This is a genomic window from Nocardia sp. CA-129566 (genome assembly GCF_050956075.1).
Taxonomy (GTDB): Bacteria; Actinomycetota; Actinomycetes; order Mycobacteriales; family Mycobacteriaceae; genus Nocardia.
In genome coordinates this window covers 133,939-150,988 of record NZ_CP192086.1, presented here as the reverse complement: position 1 = coordinate 150,988, position 17,050 = coordinate 133,939, and the positions used below count along the sequence as shown (strand labels likewise).

Annotated in this window: 27 protein-coding genes and 1 pseudogene; 26 read left to right on the top strand and 2 right to left on the bottom strand. The window is 66.4% G+C overall.

The genetic code is table 11. From position 1 onward, the window contains the following. The first annotated feature begins 557 nt into the window (after positions 1–557). The 24 genes from ACQP0C_RS42315 (at position 558) to ACQP0C_RS42200 (ending at position 14,381) form a co-directional block, all read left to right on the top strand. Positions 558–1,052: a hypothetical protein gene (locus ACQP0C_RS42315; RefSeq protein ID WP_433734913.1), complete on the top strand. Its 495-nt coding sequence runs from the start codon at positions 558–560 to the stop codon at positions 1,050–1,052. Next, a complete protein-coding gene (locus ACQP0C_RS42310; RefSeq protein WP_433734912.1) occupies positions 1,049–2,749 on the top strand; it encodes an FtsK/SpoIIIE domain-containing protein in 1,701 nt (566 codons plus the stop codon). The genes ACQP0C_RS42315 and ACQP0C_RS42310 overlap by 4 nt, the downstream gene beginning before the upstream one ends. 73 nt (positions 2,750–2,822) lie before the next feature. Next, positions 2,823–3,239 (top strand): hypothetical protein, encoded by a 417-nt coding sequence (locus tag ACQP0C_RS42305; protein WP_433734911.1) that lies wholly within the window; start codon positions 2,823–2,825, stop codon positions 3,237–3,239. A 5-nt stretch (positions 3,240–3,244) separates the two neighbouring features. Continuing rightward, entirely contained in the window at positions 3,245–3,634 is a 390-nt protein-coding gene (locus ACQP0C_RS42300) for a hypothetical protein (RefSeq protein WP_433734910.1), read from the top strand. 67 nt (positions 3,635–3,701) lie between these two features. Next, a complete protein-coding gene (locus tag ACQP0C_RS42295; RefSeq protein WP_433734909.1) occupies positions 3,702–3,989 on the top strand; it encodes a hypothetical protein in 288 nt (95 codons plus the stop codon). After that, the gene (locus ACQP0C_RS42290) at positions 3,986–4,291 is read left to right on the top strand and encodes a hypothetical protein (protein ID WP_433734908.1); all 306 of its coding nucleotides are present in this window, start codon (positions 3,986–3,988) and stop codon (positions 4,289–4,291) included. Before ACQP0C_RS42295 ends, ACQP0C_RS42290 begins: the two co-directional genes overlap by 4 nt. Positions 4,292–4,294: 3 nt before the next feature. Further along, positions 4,295–4,777 carry a hypothetical protein gene (locus ACQP0C_RS42285; protein WP_433734907.1) on the top strand — a complete coding sequence of 161 codons (483 nt, stop codon included), beginning with the start codon at positions 4,295–4,297 and terminating at the stop codon, positions 4,775–4,777. Continuing rightward, positions 4,774–5,007, top strand: coding sequence for a hypothetical protein (locus ACQP0C_RS42280; RefSeq protein ID WP_433734906.1), 234 nt, complete (start codon positions 4,774–4,776; stop codon positions 5,005–5,007). The genes ACQP0C_RS42285 and ACQP0C_RS42280 overlap by 4 nt, the downstream gene beginning before the upstream one ends. Further along, positions 5,004–5,552: a hypothetical protein gene (locus tag ACQP0C_RS42275; RefSeq protein WP_433734905.1), complete on the top strand. Its 549-nt coding sequence runs from the start codon at positions 5,004–5,006 to the stop codon at positions 5,550–5,552. Before ACQP0C_RS42280 ends, ACQP0C_RS42275 begins: the two co-directional genes overlap by 4 nt. Positions 5,553–5,718: 166 nt before the next feature. Then, positions 5,719–6,228, top strand: coding sequence for a hypothetical protein (locus ACQP0C_RS42270; RefSeq protein WP_433734904.1), 510 nt, complete (start codon positions 5,719–5,721; stop codon positions 6,226–6,228). 49 nt (positions 6,229–6,277) lie between these two features. Next, on the top strand, positions 6,278–6,499 hold the full coding sequence (locus ACQP0C_RS42265; RefSeq protein WP_433734903.1) for a hypothetical protein: 222 nt from the start codon (positions 6,278–6,280) through the stop codon (positions 6,497–6,499). Further along, positions 6,496–6,957: a hypothetical protein gene (locus ACQP0C_RS42260; RefSeq protein WP_433734902.1), complete on the top strand. Its 462-nt coding sequence runs from the start codon at positions 6,496–6,498 to the stop codon at positions 6,955–6,957. Before ACQP0C_RS42265 ends, ACQP0C_RS42260 begins: the two co-directional genes overlap by 4 nt. Next, entirely contained in the window at positions 6,950–7,792 is an 843-nt protein-coding gene (locus ACQP0C_RS42255) for a DUF6551 family protein (RefSeq protein WP_433734901.1), read from the top strand. Before ACQP0C_RS42260 ends, ACQP0C_RS42255 begins: the two co-directional genes overlap by 8 nt. 21 nt (positions 7,793–7,813) lie before the next feature. Then, the gene (locus tag ACQP0C_RS42250) at positions 7,814–8,554 is read left to right on the top strand and encodes a hypothetical protein (protein WP_433734900.1); all 741 of its coding nucleotides are present in this window, start codon (positions 7,814–7,816) and stop codon (positions 8,552–8,554) included. 22 nt (positions 8,555–8,576) lie between these two features. Beyond that, entirely contained in the window at positions 8,577–9,305 is a 729-nt protein-coding gene (locus ACQP0C_RS42245) for a hypothetical protein (RefSeq protein ID WP_433734899.1), read from the top strand. Positions 9,306–9,332: 27 nt separating this feature from the next. Next, positions 9,333–9,839, top strand: a complete 507-nt coding sequence (locus tag ACQP0C_RS42240) for a hypothetical protein (RefSeq protein WP_433734898.1) — start codon at positions 9,333–9,335, stop codon at positions 9,837–9,839. Next, complete coding sequence (locus tag ACQP0C_RS42235) at positions 9,836–9,991, top strand: hypothetical protein (RefSeq protein WP_433734897.1); 156 nt, start codon at positions 9,836–9,838, stop codon at positions 9,989–9,991. Before ACQP0C_RS42240 ends, ACQP0C_RS42235 begins: the two co-directional genes overlap by 4 nt. Beyond that, positions 9,988–10,314, top strand: coding sequence for a hypothetical protein (locus tag ACQP0C_RS42230; RefSeq protein WP_433734896.1), 327 nt, complete (start codon positions 9,988–9,990; stop codon positions 10,312–10,314). Before ACQP0C_RS42235 ends, ACQP0C_RS42230 begins: the two co-directional genes overlap by 4 nt. After that, positions 10,311–10,520: a hypothetical protein gene (locus ACQP0C_RS42225; protein ID WP_433734895.1), complete on the top strand. Its 210-nt coding sequence runs from the start codon at positions 10,311–10,313 to the stop codon at positions 10,518–10,520. The genes ACQP0C_RS42230 and ACQP0C_RS42225 overlap by 4 nt, the downstream gene beginning before the upstream one ends. 159 nt (positions 10,521–10,679) lie before the next feature. Continuing rightward, positions 10,680–10,997, top strand: coding sequence for a hypothetical protein (locus ACQP0C_RS42220; protein WP_433734894.1), 318 nt, complete (start codon positions 10,680–10,682; stop codon positions 10,995–10,997). Between the two features lie 87 nt (positions 10,998–11,084). After that, positions 11,085–12,098, top strand: a complete 1,014-nt coding sequence (locus tag ACQP0C_RS42215) for a hypothetical protein (RefSeq protein ID WP_433734893.1) — start codon at positions 11,085–11,087, stop codon at positions 12,096–12,098. Then, positions 12,098–12,457, top strand: coding sequence for a hypothetical protein (locus ACQP0C_RS42210; protein ID WP_433734892.1), 360 nt, complete (start codon positions 12,098–12,100; stop codon positions 12,455–12,457). Before ACQP0C_RS42215 ends, ACQP0C_RS42210 begins: the two co-directional genes overlap by 1 nt. A gap of 16 nt (positions 12,458–12,473) precedes the next feature. After that, positions 12,474–12,842, top strand: a complete 369-nt coding sequence (locus ACQP0C_RS42205) for a hypothetical protein (protein WP_433734891.1) — start codon at positions 12,474–12,476, stop codon at positions 12,840–12,842. A 51-nt stretch (positions 12,843–12,893) separates the two neighbouring features. Further along, positions 12,894–14,381 (top strand): PIN-like domain-containing protein, encoded by a 1,488-nt coding sequence (locus ACQP0C_RS42200; protein ID WP_433734890.1) that lies wholly within the window; start codon positions 12,894–12,896, stop codon positions 14,379–14,381. Between the two features lie 34 nt (positions 14,382–14,415). On the opposite strand, the pseudogene ACQP0C_RS42195 reads toward ACQP0C_RS42200, so the two are convergent. Both ACQP0C_RS42195 and ACQP0C_RS42190 read right to left on the bottom strand, forming a co-directional pair. Then, a pseudogene (locus tag ACQP0C_RS42195) lies at positions 14,416–14,601 on the bottom strand (tyrosine-type recombinase/integrase); the annotation flags it as partial. Positions 14,602–14,643: 42 nt separating this feature from the next. Next, complete coding sequence (locus ACQP0C_RS42190) at positions 14,644–14,877, bottom strand: hypothetical protein (protein WP_433734889.1); 234 nt, start codon at positions 14,875–14,877, stop codon at positions 14,644–14,646. A gap of 148 nt (positions 14,878–15,025) precedes the next feature. Here ACQP0C_RS42190 and ACQP0C_RS42185 point away from each other — a divergent pair, with 148 nt between their 5' ends. After that, the gene (locus ACQP0C_RS42185) at positions 15,026–15,988 is read left to right on the top strand and encodes an ATP-dependent DNA ligase (protein ID WP_433734888.1); all 963 of its coding nucleotides are present in this window, start codon (positions 15,026–15,028) and stop codon (positions 15,986–15,988) included. A gap of 77 nt (positions 15,989–16,065) precedes the next feature. Next, positions 16,066–17,013 (top strand): hypothetical protein, encoded by a 948-nt coding sequence (locus ACQP0C_RS42180; RefSeq protein WP_433734887.1) that lies wholly within the window; start codon positions 16,066–16,068, stop codon positions 17,011–17,013. Positions 17,014–17,050 lie beyond the last annotated feature (37 nt).

Sequence of the window (17,050 nt, the reverse complement as noted above, 5' to 3'; positions counted from 1 at the left end):
GACATTCGCCTTCTAGCGCCGATGGAGGGGTGAAGTCCGTTCCCGCAGAGGATCTTACGCGCGAAAGGCGACAAAAAGAGACTCAAAGAGCCTAAAACACGACATCGGGACGATGAAAAGCGACTCTGACCTGGTGGAACGTTGATGCATGGTTTCAAACCACCCTTCTATAACAACAGCTGGCCTGCTGAAACCCACCCTGGACTTTGTAGGAGGCATGCTCCTACACTCGACACATGTACGTAGGAGCACTACTCCTACGGGGTCGAGAAGCAGGGAACTGAGCTGATCGTTCCCAAACGGTGTTTCGGCACATAAAACTCCATCCCCGGCGGTCGAGCGCGTACGTGAAATCCCTTCACCACAAAGGGATTTCACTTCGCCAGAGAGTTCGCACCTCTCCAACAGCGCCCGCCGCCTCCAGATTGAGGGCCTGCCGTAAGGGCAGTCCCTGAACCTTCTTTTCAAAGGAGAGACTGCAAATGGGCAGGTCTCAGGCTAGTCCACGTCTTCAACAGGGTTCAGAGCGGAAGCCGACCCCGTTTGTCAACGCGTTCATGCTGCTCGGCACCCCGGTGGGATTGGGGTATCTGACCCACCCGTTGTGGCCGGCAGATCTGGCGTCCCGGGCCGGGGCTGTGGTGGTCCCGGTGCTGGTGGGGCTCGCATTCATCGCGGCCGCGTTGCTGCTGGTTGCAGGGACCATCGCCTTCGCTTTCGGGCGTGGGGCGCGGTGGCTGCGGTATCGGCTGCGGTGGGCACGCGCCCTCGACGACGCCGGGCTGACCGTGGAGAAGAACCATCAGGTGCTGGTGCCGCAGCTGGCGTCGGTGACCTTGCGTCGCGCCGCCGATGTGGTGCGAGTCCGGATGCTGCCCGGCCAGGCCCCCGCCGACTTCGCCGGGCAGTTGCGTGGTTTGGCGGTGGCGTTCGGCGCGGCCACATGCAATTTGCGGCTGGTCGAACACCGACCCGCCTTGATCGAACTGGTATTCACCCGCACCGCAGCCAGCATGGCCACGGTCAAGCCATTGTTTGGAGGTGCGGCGTGATCGAGCTCGGATTCGTCGCTTTTGCCGTGATCTTCGCTCTCGGTTTCCTGGTCATCGCCACGGCCGCGTTCGCGTTCGGCCCGGCCGGAGTCGTTGCGGTGATGGCCGCTGTCGGATCGGTCATCGTGCTGGTTGTGGCGGCCAGGGTGTCCAAGCGCACCCAGATCGCGCGGGCCGCGGCCGCCAACCAAGCCGCATGGGACAACTGGCTCGATAGCTTCCCGCACTCGGTGCGGCATGTGGTGCGCAGGCTGACCGATCCGTGGTCGGCGGTCACATTGTGGTCGGCGATCGGGATGGGTACCGAGCCCAACCCGACGCGTGGAGAGCCCGGATCCTGGCCGGTGCTGGAGCCGTCGTACGGGTCCTACCCACCGGATGAGGGCATCTGGCCGGTGCCGGTCGGCGCCCGTGTCCGGTTGCGGATGCTGCCCGGCCACGCCCCCAAGCACTACGCGGCGAAGCTCGAGGAGCTGACCGTCGCGCTGGATGTGGACGCGGTGCGCGTCGTGGAACACAAGGGGCAGTTGATCTGCCTGGACGTACGCACCCGCGACCCCCTCGAGAACGCGATCGCGGTGCCGGTCCCGGTGGAGCCGGTCGACCTGACCAAGCTGAATCCAGGGCTGCGTGATGACGGCGATTTCTGGCTGGTGCCGCTGCTGGAGCGCAACTGGCTCGGCGTCGGCGTCCCGGGTGCCGGAAAGTCCGGGTTCGTTCACAGCGCGCTGGTCGCGACCGCCCCTGCCGCCCGCGACGGCCTGGTGGTCAACATCATGTTGGACTTCAAGTTCGGCATCGAGGCAGCCAAGGCGAAGGGCTTGCTGCACTACGCCGCGACCAGCGAGAAGGCTGGCGCGAAAGTGCTGCGGTGGCTGCGCTACGAGGTGGTGGAAAAGCGCGGCCGCGACATGGAACGCCGCGGCGTCGACAAGCACACTCCCACCCCGGACGCGCCGATGTATCACTTGATCGTCGACGAGCTGGCCGAGCTGCTCGACAACCCCGAGACCCGCAAAGAGTTTCTGCGGCTGCTGATCTCGATCATGCGGCTCGGCCGCGCGATCGGCGTCTCGGTATCGGCTTACACCCAGCTGGGCAACAAGGCGATCCTCGGCATGCTGCGCGATCTGTTCCAGATCCGCGTCGGCATGCGCATGGCATCGCCTGAGCAGGTGGTCATGACCTACGGCGACCATCACGCCATCGAGCGCGGCGCCGCGAACACCTCCATCCCCGACCGCGACACCCAGGGCATGGCCTACGTCGTCGATGACGGCAGCAGCCAGATCGTGCGAGTCCGCGCCTACTACGTCACCCCCGCGGATCTCGAACGGTTCGCACGCATGTACCCCCCGTTCGACCACCAGATCGCCGAGCAGGTGGAGAACTACACCAGCGGCCACGCCACCGAAGAGGACGGCATCGGCAGTGGCCGCGCGGCCGATGTGCTGCCGATGACCACCCGCAAGCGCACCTCCCCAGCCCTCCCCGACGGTGATCTTCCCGCCTCGATCCTCGCCTTCCACGGTCCCGCCGATGACAAGAGCACCGACGACGAGAGCGCTGAGGCGGCCGAGGACGGCATGAGCGAGGACGACGCCATCGCCAAGGCCTTCGCTGAGGCCGACGCGCTGTCCGACGCGATCGGCAACGAGCTCGATGCCGCTTCTGCGGACGACGAAGACAGCGCCTAAACACTTCTAGACTGCAAGACTGCTAACAGTCTAGAATTCTGTTAGTTCCGTTTCATCGAAAGGAATCACCCTGATGACCACCACCCTCAGCCCCGCCGAGATGCCGTTCACCGTGCTGATCGACGAAATCGGATCCGCGATCGACGCGCTGGAGGCATCCTTGGACGCCTCCCCAAATGCCGACGTACTCGCTCCGCAGCTGCGCGAGGAGTTCGCGATTTTGTTGCCCCGTGGCAGGTGGTGGCGCAAGCTCTCGCTCCGCCTGGCCGAGCCGGAAGGCCGCGGCCCCAGCATCTTCCGTGACCGTCAGAGCGCGGAGAACGAGATGTTCGACGTGTCCGCCATGGCCCGCGGTGTGTTCGGGGTCCGTCGCCGCGACTACCGGCTACGGCTGATGGTGCGCAACGTGCGCATCAGCGACACCGGCGCCACCACCACAAGCCCGTGGCGCCCGGCCGACGTGCTCGCCGACACCACTGCGGTCCGGTGATCACGATGACGCTGCTGCACCCATTTCGAGGCACCGCCGACGACGAGATGGCTGAGCTGCGTACCCAGATCCGCCGCCGTGCCCGCCGTGCCCGCACCCGCCAGGACATGCTCGCCCTGGTCGACGACATGATCGACGCCCTCGGCGCGGTGCTGGTCGCGGACACACCGCCCGATGCGGGGCCCGCCACCGGTCTGATCCAGGGCCCGGAGGGAGTGGATTCGCGCTGGTCCTGCACCGATCCCGGACCCCTCACTGTCGACGAAGCCCGTGAAGTCCTCGAAGAGCACATCGACTGCGTGCCCGATCGGGCGCTCTGCCGCATCAAACACACCGCGCTGACGGTGCTGGCCGCCGCTGGCATCCGCACCCCAGACGGCTGCCGCGTCCCGTGAATGGCGAAGGGACCAGCCCGCTGATACCGGGCTGGTCCCTTCCACCTCAGATTACGGAAGGAATCCGATGCCAAACACCACCACCCACACCGAAGCCGCACTCGGCACTGAAATCGCGGCGGTGGCCCGACGCGCCGCGGACATGCTCACCGGCCTGGAAGACCCCGAATCGCTCTACCAGCTCGTCATCGACCTGGCCGACCACGCCGACCGCCTCGGGACGGCGCTGCTCGACTCCGGCGAGCACCCGCTCAACGCCGCCGCCCTGGTCAACAGCGTGCGGGAGCAGACCCCAGAAAACCTGCACCACCTGCTCGGAGCCCCGATCCACCGGGACTGGGGTGATGACCTGTGAGCCCCAAAGACGTCGAAGGCACGGTCTATCTGCTGCATTTCAAGCGGCCGTACCGTCACGCCCGCCACTACACCGGCTGGACAACCGATCTCGACGCCCGCCTCGCCGAGCACCGCGCCGGTCGCGGTGCGCGCCTGCTCGCAGTGATCGGCCAAGCCGGCATCGAGTGGACACTGGCCCGCACCTGGGACGGCACCCGCCGCCGCGAACGCCAGCTCAAGAGCGCCGGCGGCGCGGCACGGCGGTGCCCGCTGTGCGGGATCAGCCCACGCGCCCGCTCCGGAGCAAAGGCGGAGGGATAGCCGATGACCACCGCATACACCTGCGCGGACCGCGCCACCCTCGCCGACGCGGCCGCCACCGACCTGGGCACCTGGGCCAACCACCTCACCGAAGTCCTCGCCCAGGTCGGCAGCACACCGGCCACCGCGAATCTGGTGTGCAGCTCCGACACTGGCGACCGCCTCTACAGCTCGCTGACCGAGCTCGCCGACCTCGGCGGCTCGATCGACCTGAACCGTCTACACGCTGCGCTGCCGGTCCTGCTGCGACCGCTGCTCGGCGCACCCGACGCCGGGTTCCCGCGCCTGACCGACCTGATCGCGGCCGCGGTCGAGCTGATCGCCCGCGCGGAGGCCTCGCACGCCATCACCGTCACCATCGCCGGCGCCGAACACGACCCGACCGCGCGCGCCGTCGACTCCCACCTGCAGTTCGCGGGCAGCGTGCTGCGCCAGGCCCTCACGATGCTCGATCCGACCATCACCACTTCTGGAGGTATCCGATGACCACCACCGCCATTCCCGAGTGGCAGGAACGTCTGCGCGCGGACCTCGCCCGGATCCAGGCGTTCGCGGCTCAGTTCACCGCGGCCGCCGCCACCGGCGATCTGACCATCGAGCAGCTGCACGCCGCGCAGGACCGCATGGATGTCATCCGCGCCGAATGGGAACACGCGCCCTCGGTGGCGGCGCGGCGCATGTGGGCACGCCTCGAATCCGGTGGCGGTGCCCGATGAACATCGCCATCTTCGAATCCGACGAACCTGCCGACGCTGGCACACGGCTGCGGGGCATCGATGCCGAGCAGACCGCTCGCGAGTTGCCGGATATCGCGGCCGCCGATCTGGGGCAGCTGGGTTTCGCGGCGCTCGCGATGCTTGGGCGCGTCAGTCACTTCGGCCACGCCCTCGAGGCGGCCGAGCACGCGAAAACCGTTCTCCAACAATTGATCCTGTCGCTGGAAGGCATGGAGGACCAAGCGGTCGACGACGACGGCGAAGGCCTGCGCCGGTTCCTGATGCAGGCCCGGGAGCAGTTGCCGCCCGGACTGCGCCCGCACCTGGATATCGAGGCCGAGGACATCGAACTCGGACCGCGCTGGCTCGCTGACGCCTTCACCTCGGTGGCGGATCTGCTGGGCCTGGCCGAGTCCGTCGCCGGGATCCACTACCGCACCCACAACGACCCGCAACGTGCCGCGCGAATCAGCGGCGCCCTGGCCGCCGCCCGCGTGGCCGTCACCACCGCGACCGACCTCAACACCGCCGGAGGCCTCCGGTGACACGTCGGCCGCCTGGCCGCCGAGCGCGGGAGCCGCGCCGACCGGGATTCGCCAGACCCACGGTGCATCCGCTTCCGGCAGCGACCGAGAAGCCGTGCGGCGGACTGATGTGCGTCCCACAGATCGACATCAACCGAGCCGACACCGGCCCAACCGAGGAGGAGATGTGAAACGAAAGTTCAAGCGCAGCAACAGGATCAATGTCGATGATCCATGGCTGCTGAGCGCGACGGTGGCGACCCGCACCGGTGTGCTCGGCTGGCTGCTGCCGCGGCCGCGCACGGTTGTCATCGCCGCGAACTGCCCACGCTGCCTTCCCGCAGGCCATTCGCGCGCCATGCCACGGCTGCGGGGATGGGTCAACCCGTGCGGGCACCGCGACGACCCGATCGCGGTCCTCGCCGAGGCCGACGAGCTGGAGCGGGCCCGCGACGTCTACCGGCAGATGGCCGCCGCCCGGATATCGCATCCGCCGAAACCGCTGGTGTCCGCGCTTCGGCGCGCCCCCGCCGCTCCCACCGACCCGCCCGGCTTCTGCTGCGGTGCGCCGCTGGCGAAGATCCCCGGCCGTGACGTCGACATCGCGATCGGCATCGAGCACTTGGCCCACTGCCGCGAATGCGGCCACTACGAGCCGTGGGACGCCGACACCGATTCGGAACTCTTCGATGGCTAGCCGCCTGACCGGAACCGTATTCGATCGCCGCGAGAGGGAGGAAAACCCGATGACCAGCAACAACACTCACGCAGCGCACCAGCTGCGCATGGAGTCGGTGCCCGCATCGGCCGGCCGCGAGTTGTGGGTCGGATCGTGCTCGTGCCAGCAGATGACTCCGACACCGCCGTGGGAGGACGACGCCGTCCGCCAAGCCCACCAGCTGCACGTCGAGCTGGCGCAGGTCTCCGTCGACCAACTGCACGCCAAAAACGGAGGTCAGGCCGGATGAACTTGCTGACCACCTACCGCAAACGGCGCTGGATCCGGCGCGAGGCCGATATCGCGCGTACCGAACCCGACACCATGGCCCGCCACGCTCAGACCGAAGAAGTCGAGCCCGGATCGCTGCAGACGGTCACCCTGCGTGACCACATCGGCGGCCCATGGTGGGCATTGGGCCTGTTTGGACCGATCGTCTCCGTCGACATCGGCACGCACTGCCCGCGCTGCGGCCAACCCCGCGGACTCCCGCAATGGCGCGGCCGCGTGCAGACCTGGACCAACCCCTGCGGGCACATCGACCGGCCCGCCGCGCTGATCGACGAGGCATCCGAGCTGCTGCTCGGCGCCCGCGTCGACGCTCAAATTCAGCGAATCCACAACCGCAACAACCTCATTGCCGCCCGATCCGCTGCGCAGACGCGCGCCAACCGAGCAGCTCGAGCCAAGGGATACACCCATGCCTGATACCAACACCGCCGTACTCGATCGCCCGACCACTCTTGAGCCCACCGCCGTCGACGCGCCCAATGTCTATATCGCGGCCATCCCGATCATCGAGATGTTCTCTGATGCGGCCTATCAGCGTGAGCTCGATCGAGCCCGGGCAAAGAAGATCGCTCGAGAATGGGATCCACGCCTGGTCGGTGTCGTCGAGGTGTCCGACCGCGGGCCCCGCTGCCCCCAAGGCCGCTACGCGCTGATCAACGGCCAGCACCGGTGGGCCGCCGCAGGCCTGCGCGACCCGAACACCGTGCTGGTCGCCAACGTCCACACCGGTCTCTCGGTCACCCAGGAAGCCACGCTCTTCCATGAAATCGACTCCAAGACAAAGAATCTGAGCACCTGGGACAAATGGCGCTCCCGCCGCGCCGCCATGGATCCGGCCGTGCTCGACATCGAGGACACCGTCGCTGCGGCTGGTCTCTCGATCGACATGGCTCCCAAGGACGGCCACATCCGGTGCATCGCAACCTTGGAGCGGATCCACCGCATGGGCGGTACCCGACTGCTCGGCAACACCCTGCAGACCATCGTCAACGTGTGGGGCCGCCGCCTGGACTCGGTGGACGCCCCGATCGTGATGGGTCTGGCGCTGATCCTGCACACCTACACCGACACCCTCGATCACCGCCGCCTCGGTGAGGTGCTGATCGAGATGGTGCCCCGCCAGATCAAAGCCCGCGCCCAAGCGCTGCGGGAAGTCGAAACCGGTCAGATCGGCAAGCTCGCCGCCAAATACATGGTCACCACCTACAACAACGGCTTCAGCCGCAAGCTCGACCGCGGCCAACTCAGCTGACCAACCCGAAAGGAGATCCTGATGACCCTCATCCCGGTCACCATCCCGCTGCGCGACCACAACCAGGTCACCCTCACCGGTGAGCAGGTCAGCACGCATTTCGCGCTCGTACCCGCGACAACCCTCCGCGAGGACGGAACCCTCGGGTTCGCCAGCCACGGATACGGGCTCACCCACATCCCGACCGGCCGCGCAGTCACCTTCGACACCTTCGTCGACCCGCGCCGCCTGGCCCTCGCGCTGGAGGAACTGCCGATCGACTGGGCCAACCTCACCGAGCCCACCCGCGGACAGACTGCCCTGGTCCACGAGACCTACCTGCAGGTGTGGAACGACCCAGAGAAACGCTTGCCGTGGCCGGCATGGGCCGGTGACGAGTCGACCCCGGCGCTGTCACTGATCGTGCACCAACTCGACGACCAGCTCGACAACACCGAGCACCGACGCGAGTTGCGGCGCGCCCTCGAACAGCAGATCGCCGCCTACGATCCCGAACTCGGACACACCGTCACCGGCCATCTGCTCGCGTCCAGCTCGATCGAAACGGTGTCCGCCTACGCGCTGGTCTACCTGCTCGCAGCGTTCATGCGCACCGATCCCGCCGCCGCCGACCGCGCCGCCCGCCACGTCACCGAGGCATGGGAGCACGGCGACGACGCCAGCGAGTGCATCTACCAGTGGCGTCAGCAAATCGCCGACCAGGTGCCGATGCAGCTGCCCGGGTTCCCGGACCTGCCCACCGCCGCCACCGTCACCGTCTGATCCCCGGAAAAAAGGAAAAAACGTGACCCTTATCCAGCTCACCATTCCCCTGCGCAACGGCGGGCACGCAAGCGTCACCGGCCAGCGGTTGACCGAGCATTTCGCCGTCGCACCGGCGCTGAGGATCGAGGACGACGCGACGGTCGGTTTCGCCGACCACGGGCGCGTCCTCAACCACATCCCAACCGGGCGCGTGGTCACCCACTCGGTGTTCGTCGACTACATCCGGTTCGCGACCGAACTGGAGGCACTGCCCATCGACTGGGCCAACTTCGCCCAGCTCACAGCCGAGCAGGCCCAAGCGATCAAAGACGCACATCAGCGCGTGTCGAGCGAGCAGGCCCCCGCATGGCCGTGGCCAGAATGGGCCGGTGACGAGTCCTCACCGGCGCTGTCGCTGCTGGGCACCCTGCTCGATGACGGCGCCCAGGACGCGCGCCGCGACGAGTTGGTGGACAAGCTCACCAGCCGCGCCACCGAACTCGACTCCGAATTCGGCACCGAGCTGGGCAATCAGCTGCGCTGGATGCTCGCCGGGATCCACACCACCAACTACAGCGCGGTGTGGCTGCTGGCGGTCCTGCACCGCGTCGACCCCGCGGCCGCCGACCAGGCAGCCAAAGAACTGGCCTGCGCTCTCGACGCCGGTGACGCCTTGGGCGAATGGACCTACCAGTGGCGCCAGGAACTCGCCGACCAGATCCCGCTGACCTTGCACGGATTCCCCGACCTGCCCACCCCCATCTCCTGAACTCAGGAAGAAAGGAAAAAAAGGGATATGCCCGAGATCATCGCGCTGTGTGGCTCGATGCGTTTCTTCCCGCAGATGCTGGACGTCGCCGCCGAGCAGACCGTTGCCGGACGCATCGTGGTGCCGCCATTCAAAACGGTGCCCGCCGACCAGCAGGACAGCCCGCTCAAAGCGCGGCTGGACGAGCTGCACCGCCACAAGATCGAAATGGCCGATCACGTCCTGGTCGTCACCGACGTCACCGGCTACATCGGCGAATCGACCCGCAACGAGATCGAATACGCCCAAGCCACCGGCAAACCGGTCACGGTGCTGCGCCGCGGCCGCGGTCTGTCGCGGATCCTCACCGAGGCACACGGTTTGCTCGCCCAGGCCAGTGAGCTCGGCGAGACCGTGGTGCCGGCGGACGAGATCGCCGAGCAGTTCACCACCATGCGCCAGGCCTACGCCGATGCGCTGGCCATGGCCGAGATGTCGCTGAACTACGCGGCTTCCCTGGTTCCCGATGACACAGCAGTGGCGGCCCGGTCATGAAGCGGGCCACCGACGTGCTGTGTGACTGCGGCGCACCCTTCGACGAGATCGATACCGACGACGGCATGCGCGCCAAATGCAGTGACCCCGATTGCGCCCGGGTCGAGGCCTGGCCCGAACACCTCACCGGTGTGGGCGGTGATCTCCGATGACCTCCGTCCTGGAACCACCGGCGATCGCGGCCGCCGCGACCGCGGAATTCATCGACGCCCTGGTCGCCGAACTCGCCGACCGCACCGCCGATGTCGCCGGTGCCGCACTGACATTGATCGATACCGCCGAGAGCGGCCATCTCGTTCGGGTGATGTCCGCGGCCGCCGCGCTGCGTTCGGAACTCGACATGCTCCTCGGCTCTCTTGGCCCTTCTGCCCGTGCCGGGCTCATCGTCGACCCGGCCGCCGTCGCGCCTGCGCTGCAGGCGCGGCTCACCACCACCATCTGGATCGCCGACCTCGATAGGACTCAGCTGCCATGACCACGACCATCTATCCGACCTTCGAAGGACCGACCGCCGCACAGTACGGCGGACCAGCGCCACAGCCGTTGCTCGCCACCGTGCGATTCGAGTCCGCACCCTCGCGCCGCCATGGGATCTCCGCCACCACAACGGCCGCCGCCGTCGCTATCGGCATCGCAACCGGATTCGCGGCGGGTTTCGTCCTCGGCTGGCAAGCGCTGTGACCAGCAATTTTCGGAATCAGCACACCAACAATCAAAAAGCTAGACTGCTAACAGTCTAGGCTGCTAGAGTGAGATCATTCCGAGGACGCAGCGGGAACCGAACATCTGATACGTGCCCGGTTCCCGCTCCGACTCTCCAACGACGGAAGGGCACCCCCGATGCAGGACACCACCGCCGACCTCACCCCCGCCATCACCGAGCGCGCCAACCAGCTCGTCGACGCCGTACTCGCCCTGGCCCTCGGCAACACCCCCGGCCCGGCGATGTTCACCGCGATGCGCGACCACGCCGAGGACGCCTCCACCGCCGCGCCCGCGCTGCACGAACTGCTCGAGATCCAGACCCAAGGCGGCCACGGCGCCCTCGAGGACGGCTACACCCCCGCCGACTCCGCCGCAGTCGCCCACGCCCTGCGCACCCACATCCTGACCCGCATCGCCGAGAAGACCGGCCTCACCCTCACCGCCGCGGCCTGAAGCCCACCCCCACGAACCCCAGTGTCGCCCGGCTGCACAAGTCGGGCGACACCGGACACCACTCGCTGCGCCGGAAGGGCAAACACGATGAGCGAGAACATCCCCATGCCGAACAACCTGATCACTGCCACGCTCGACGCGGTCGCGGACCTGGATCCGAGCCTCCTCGCCGACCCGCACACGCGGGTGCTGATCGAGCTGGGCGCACAGTTCATCACCGAGGTGACCGACCGCTACGGATCACCGGCCGCCCCGCGCTGGGCCTCGGGAACCGTCGAGACCGACGTGCTGATGTGCTACCACAACGGCGGCACGGACGGGCACACCAGCGCCGGCCCGCTCGGAGCCGGAGTGCCGCGCGGCGTCCTGCAACTCGCCAACGCTGTGAACTCCACGGCCGGACGGGAAGTAATCGATCCGCTGCTGCGCGCAGCAGCGTTCACCGCGGCCTGCGCACACGATCACACCCAACTGTGCGGGCGGTCCCTGCTGCCCGAGGGGCAAGGCCCCGACCGGGGCGACGAACGCCTGTCCGCCGAAACCGCCCGCATCCGCTGCCTGGACACGGGCGTCCCGGCCGAGGTCGCGGACCTGGTCCACGTCGCCATCACCGCGACAGCGTTCGACCCCGAAACCCGCAGCCAGAACGTGGATTACGACGCGTACCCGGACCGGGTGGTGCTCGCTCAGGAGATGACCGCCGCCGCCGATCTGCTCAGCCTGGCCACCCGTCGCGGCCCGCTGTCCTCGCTGGAGATGGTGTGCGAGTCGCTGTGCCTGCATCAGCGTGGCCGCCTGGTCCAGCAGCAACTGCCCGCCGCCGCCGCGATCAACAACCCGGCCTGGCTGCTGGACTGCATCGACGTCGACCCAGAGCTGCACGCCGCGTTCAACGAGGCAGTGGTCGGACAGGCGAAGTTCTTCGCCGGCCACCGCTACAGCGACCGAGCCATCCGCCAAGCGTGCGGCGCCAGCGTCGACGACCTGTTCGGCGGTCGGCAGGCCAATGCCGAGCTGCTGGAGATCTTCGTCGGTCTGCTCCGCGACGGCCACAGCCCTCGCGAGCTGTGGAACTGCGCTCGGGATATGGCCGGATACTGATGCGCGACAAGGAGGTTCGCCCCAGCGCCTCGCTGGCGGACATGATCCGCGCCCACCAGGAACATCATCGGCGGGAAACGGTCTACCCGGACCCGCAACCGGCCGCCAACGAACCGGAGTACGACCACATCGTTGGGTGGTGGGAATCGGTGAGCGCGAGCCTGCTGAGGTGGGCACCGCCTCTGCTGCGCCGGGTACCGCGCGCCCTGTGTGGTGAACCGATGTGGGCCAATCCGGATCGGCTGGACCAGCCTTTGTACCCGGAAACGCCGTACTGCCCGGCCTGCCTGGAGGTCGACGGCCGCGACCCCGACACCATCGCCGCCCACACCAAACACGTTCGCGGCTACCGGATCTGACCGAAAGGAACAACTGATGACAACCGAGAACACCGCCCCGGAGCAGGAACTCAGGGTGGACAAGGCGTTGAGGCAGGCGTACGAGTCGCTCACCACCGCCGCCACCCTCGCCACCACCAGCAACGGCGAACGCGCATCACGGGTGATCGGCGCACAGTTCGATGCCGCGTTCGCGGCCGTGGAAACACTGCTGGAACTGCGCGCCGGAGACCGCGCCTGCACCACCGCCCGATTTGGAGCCACCGGCATGAGCAATGCGGAAATCCATTCCGAGACTGTGCGTTTGGCCGCGGACGTGGTGATGCTGGCCGAACACGACGGCGAGCTGCACGTCGGGCCGGTACAGAATGCCACGGCGCGCGCGGCTGATGGGCCCGCACAGTGACACTCCGGGTTTAGGCAGGCTCGGCAACTCAGGCTCCTTAGGCTTGAGCAGGTGTCCGACACCTCTTCTGGCGCGGCGAAGCCCCCGCGTCGACGTACCAAAAGCTCGAGCATGAAGACCATGTTTCCGGGCTACTTCCCTCCGAGCAGTGATGCCCTGCGCCGATTCGTCGTAGACGGTCTTGTGGTACTCGATACGAACGCTCTATTGGATGTGTACCGGTTCACCGACACGACGCGCTCGCAGTATCTGCAAGTACTGGGCCTCCTGGGAAACCGTCTGTGGATACCGCACCGGACAGGTCACGAGTTCTTCGAGCGCCGAACCACTGTCATCCGGCAGCGGCACGACGTCAGAGACAACCTGGAGCGCGACTTTGCCAATGTCCTTGACGTAGCAGTAGCTGCGATCTCCCAATTCGCCCGGCGCCGCGGTCTCGGGGATGAGGCTGTTCAGCCGATCGCCGAGCACCTAGCCGACGCGTTGATAAAGGTTCTCGCTGAGCTGGACGAAACGGCTGACACCGGTGCCGTGATCGATCCTGACGCTCATCCCGACTCAGATCCGATCCTGCAGGAGGTGCTGCTCCTGCTGGAGGGGAAGATCGGTGATCCGTTCGAGGTGAGCATCTTGGCTGGCCTTCAGAAAATCGGCCAGCAGCGCCTCACCGCGAATATCCCGCCGGGCTACCGCGATTCCAGCAAAGGAGGCGATCGTTCGATCGGCGACTTCCTGGTGTGGGAGCAGACCATGCGTGAAGCAGAGAAGCGCAAGATGCCGGTCCTCATGATCACCAACGAGCAGAAGCCGGACTGGGTACGCGAGGACGGTGTGCATATCGGCCCGCGGTCAGAACTGGTCAAAGAGATGCGGGATCGGGCAGATCAGGATTTCCACCTGGTCGACGCGCGAACCTTTCTGACCCTCGCGCAAGAGCACCTTGCCGCAGAAGTCAGCGAAGCTTCAGTCGACGAAGCTTCTCGGTTGGGCCGCATCTCCGAGCAGCCCGAACAGGTAAAGGACGCCGTCGTGGCAGCACCGACGGCGCGAGCATATGCGCGCGCCTTCTCTCCCGAGGTCACGGGCGCGATCGACACTCGCTGGATCGATGGGCTCTACTCCGATCAGGCCGCTGGAATCATGCAAGCAACTCAACAGATCTATGGAAATGCGCTCAAGGACTGGAATCCCGCTGCCTCTCTTGACTCCGTGCTCAAGGACTTGAATCCGACCGCGCGCCTGGATGCCGTGCTCAAGGACTTGAATCCGACCGCGCGCCTGGATGCCGCGCTCAAGAACTTGAATCCATTCGCTGGCCTTCGGGATTCCGCGCTCAAGGACTTGAATCCCACATATCAGGCGGCCCTCACAGCAGCGAACGCTCAAGATCGCCAAGGTGTGTCGAAGCACACCGCTGAGGAAAGTGACGCAGCCAAGGCGAAGGCTCCGAGTGCCAAAAAGTCCACGCCAGCAAAGAAGTCCACACGCGGCCAAAGCGCCAAGAAGACAGCGTCGGACTCGGAGTCTCTTGACGAGTAGTGCCTGGCTGGATTCCGCCACAGCAAACAGGCGCTCAGGTTCTCGCACTTCGCTGACAGGCGCCGCGGATTTCGTCGTCGGCGATCTTGTCGCCGAGCAGGGCGTACGCCTGCCTTGTCTCAGTGGAGACGTGCCCAAGCGATCTGCGCACCACCTCGATCGAACGGCCAGCGTTGATCAGCTCGGTCGCGTGCGAATGTCGCAGCTGGTGGATGTCGACATCGGGGCCTGCGCCCCAGGCCCGGTAGCCAGCCCGCTCGGCCTATCCTTCGACGATGTCAGCGACGATTTCGGCGAAATCGGTTGCGCACCAGTCGTCCCCGGCCACAGGAGCGCACTCGCCGCAGAGATGAATCGGGTCTCCGCTATTGCCCGGGTAGGTCGCGGCTGGCTCGTCGATGGCGGTTTCCAGTTCGTCGTCCCAGCCAGAGGTGAACTGCTCGTCGCAGCCAGCGCACACCCACACCCACGGGTCAGCGTCATTTATTTCAGTCATACCGCTACATGTACCGCCGCAGCGGACCATTCGGATGCTGGCCTCACACTGCTGGTGCGAGGTCAATTGGGAACCCGCGCTTTCCGATGGGGAGAACCGACCATAGAAATATGACCGGTCGGTATTTTATATCGGTAGGCTACTGCTCATGGTGCGCGTTCCGGCACCGATGCTCGCGACGGCTGGGCCCGCTCCCTCCGACGATGACCCCCGGTACGCCTACGAATGGAAGTACGACGGAATCCGCTGCCTGGCAGGGATTTCCGAGGGGGTATGCCACATGGTCAGCCGCAACGGCAGCTCCCTGAAACCAGCATTTCCGGAGATCGCCCACGAGCTGCTCGCATTGGCCGCGGGTCGGGAGATGACCCTCGATGGCGAGCTGGTGACACCCGACCGCAACGGTGTGCCGCGATTCTCCCGCATCGGTCGCCGCTTAGGCGTGATGCGGCCGAGCCAGTCACTGATCCAGACGGTGCCGACGCAGATGTATGTGTTCGACCTGCTCGGTCTCGACGGCCAGGACCTGCGCCCGCGGACCTATCTCGATAGACGCGAACACCTGCAGCGCCTCCCCCTGCCCCACGGCCCGATCCTGCTCTCCCCGTCCTATCGCGGAATCCCGGTCTCTCGCATGCTGGAGGTCGCCGCCGAACACCAGGTCGAAGGCGTCATCGGCAAACGTGTCGACTCTACGTACCGGTCCGGCCGGTCGCAGGCATGGCGGAAGCTGCCCCTGCGTCGCGCCACCGAAGTGGTAGTGGTCGGCTGGCTGGCCGGCCGCGCTGGCAGTGACGTGTTCGGGTCCCTGCTCGTTGCCGCCCACGACCCGAACGGGCACCTTGTTCTCCTGGGAGCCGTCGGGACCGGATTCACCGACGCCGCGCGCCGTGTGCTGCACCACGAGCTCCTGGCGCTGACCACAGCCGAGCCCCCGGTCGCCGGCGCGGTACCGTCGTCGATCGCGGCCACCGCGCATTGGGTCCTGCCGCACCTGGTCGGCGATGTCGCCTACCGCGAACGCACCGCCTCCGGACTGCGCCACCCCTCCTGGCGCGGACTCAGATTCGACCGCTCTCCCACTGAAATCAAAGTGCCGGAGCACAACTGACACCGAGTGCCCCGCATATCCCTGCGCGGGTTCGCATCCAGTGCACCGGCCGACCAGGATTGTGACAGCATCACCGGGTGCCAGCGTTCAACTTCCGAAACACGATCCTGCTCGCGCAGGGGACCCGCCTGTCGGTTAACACCGATGAGCAGGTGATTGTGCTCTCGGAGGACCCGCCCCGCGTCGAAATCACGCCCGTGCCACCGCATATTCGGTTTCTCGACACCGAGAAACTGGAAATGCGCGGCGGGCCGTACGCGACCGACAGTGAGGCAATCGAGGCGGGCCGAACGTGGCGGAAGTACCTCCTGGTTGCTTTTGCTGAGCAGCGCATAGGAATCGACCTCGGCGCGGAGCACAACCCAATCGCCGAGCCCATGGGCTACGTCGCCGACGCGGGCAAAAAGCTTGGCGTCCAAGCCCTTCGCGATCGACACGGGCTGCTCGTCTTCCCGTCCGACCTCGACGCGGCTTTCGGACGGTTCTTCGCCGAGGCCATGGTCTCCCGTGACGCAGGAAAGATAACCAGCGCTGTTGAACAGGTACAGGCCACCGCACCGAAAGTCTCCGACCCCCACCTGCTTGCGCTTCGCCTGCTGCATTCGTCATTTTTCGATACCAACCCAGAGACCCGTTTCGTACTGCTCGTGACTGCGATCGAGGCAGTGATCGAAACCAAGCAACGCTCGCCGCAGATTCTGGACCTGCTGGAGCAGTTCAGGGCCGTCACGAAGTCAGCCAGTCTGACGAGCGGTGACCGGGACGCTCTGCTGAATGCCCTCGGCAACGCCAAGTCAGAGACGATCTCGGCGGCTGGTAGACGGCTGGTCGCTCTTCTCACCGACCGCGAGTACGACGGCCAAGCCCCCGCCGAGTTCTTCGTAAGCTGCTACAACGCTCGCAGCAAGATCGTCCACGGCAGCCTCGGCCGCCCTAGCCGCGAGCGGTTGGAGCGCCTCATTCCGGTGCTTGAGGCTATGGTGGTCGATCTGCTAGGTGCGCTCACCCAGGGAACCAGCGACTGACCCACTGGGCGAATTCATCCGCGAACTCATCATCGAC

Coding starts and splice junctions, on each gene's coding strand:
- ACQP0C_RS42260 (WP_433734902.1), top strand. CDS start 6,496: ATGAACTTGCTGACCACCTACCGCAAACGGCGCTGGATCCGGCGCGAG.
- ACQP0C_RS42300 (WP_433734910.1), top strand. CDS start 3,245: ATGACGCTGCTGCACCCATTTCGAGGCACCGCCGACGACGAGATGGCT.
- ACQP0C_RS42305 (WP_433734911.1), top strand. CDS start 2,823: ATGACCACCACCCTCAGCCCCGCCGAGATGCCGTTCACCGTGCTGATC.
- ACQP0C_RS42225 (WP_433734895.1), top strand. CDS start 10,311: ATGACCACGACCATCTATCCGACCTTCGAAGGACCGACCGCCGCACAG.
- ACQP0C_RS42190 (WP_433734889.1), bottom strand. CDS start 14,877: ATGACTGAAATAAATGACGCTGACCCGTGGGTGTGGGTGTGCGCTGGC.
- ACQP0C_RS42230 (WP_433734896.1), top strand. CDS start 9,988: ATGACCTCCGTCCTGGAACCACCGGCGATCGCGGCCGCCGCGACCGCG.
- ACQP0C_RS42215 (WP_433734893.1), top strand. CDS start 11,085: ATGAGCGAGAACATCCCCATGCCGAACAACCTGATCACTGCCACGCTC.
- ACQP0C_RS42185 (WP_433734888.1), top strand. CDS start 15,026: ATGGTGCGCGTTCCGGCACCGATGCTCGCGACGGCTGGGCCCGCTCCC.
- ACQP0C_RS42240 (WP_433734898.1), top strand. CDS start 9,333: ATGCCCGAGATCATCGCGCTGTGTGGCTCGATGCGTTTCTTCCCGCAG.
- ACQP0C_RS42280 (WP_433734906.1), top strand. CDS start 4,774: ATGACCACCACCGCCATTCCCGAGTGGCAGGAACGTCTGCGCGCGGAC.
- ACQP0C_RS42255 (WP_433734901.1), top strand. CDS start 6,950: ATGCCTGATACCAACACCGCCGTACTCGATCGCCCGACCACTCTTGAG.
- ACQP0C_RS42295 (WP_433734909.1), top strand. CDS start 3,702: ATGCCAAACACCACCACCCACACCGAAGCCGCACTCGGCACTGAAATC.
- ACQP0C_RS42220 (WP_433734894.1), top strand. CDS start 10,680: ATGCAGGACACCACCGCCGACCTCACCCCCGCCATCACCGAGCGCGCC.
- ACQP0C_RS42315 (WP_433734913.1), top strand. CDS start 558: ATGCTGCTCGGCACCCCGGTGGGATTGGGGTATCTGACCCACCCGTTG.
- ACQP0C_RS42210 (WP_433734892.1), top strand. CDS start 12,098: ATGCGCGACAAGGAGGTTCGCCCCAGCGCCTCGCTGGCGGACATGATC.
- ACQP0C_RS42265 (WP_433734903.1), top strand. CDS start 6,278: ATGACCAGCAACAACACTCACGCAGCGCACCAGCTGCGCATGGAGTCG.
- ACQP0C_RS42285 (WP_433734907.1), top strand. CDS start 4,295: ATGACCACCGCATACACCTGCGCGGACCGCGCCACCCTCGCCGACGCG.
- ACQP0C_RS42205 (WP_433734891.1), top strand. CDS start 12,474: ATGACAACCGAGAACACCGCCCCGGAGCAGGAACTCAGGGTGGACAAG.
- ACQP0C_RS42275 (WP_433734905.1), top strand. CDS start 5,004: ATGAACATCGCCATCTTCGAATCCGACGAACCTGCCGACGCTGGCACA.
- ACQP0C_RS42235 (WP_433734897.1), top strand. CDS start 9,836: ATGAAGCGGGCCACCGACGTGCTGTGTGACTGCGGCGCACCCTTCGAC.
- ACQP0C_RS42250 (WP_433734900.1), top strand. CDS start 7,814: ATGACCCTCATCCCGGTCACCATCCCGCTGCGCGACCACAACCAGGTC.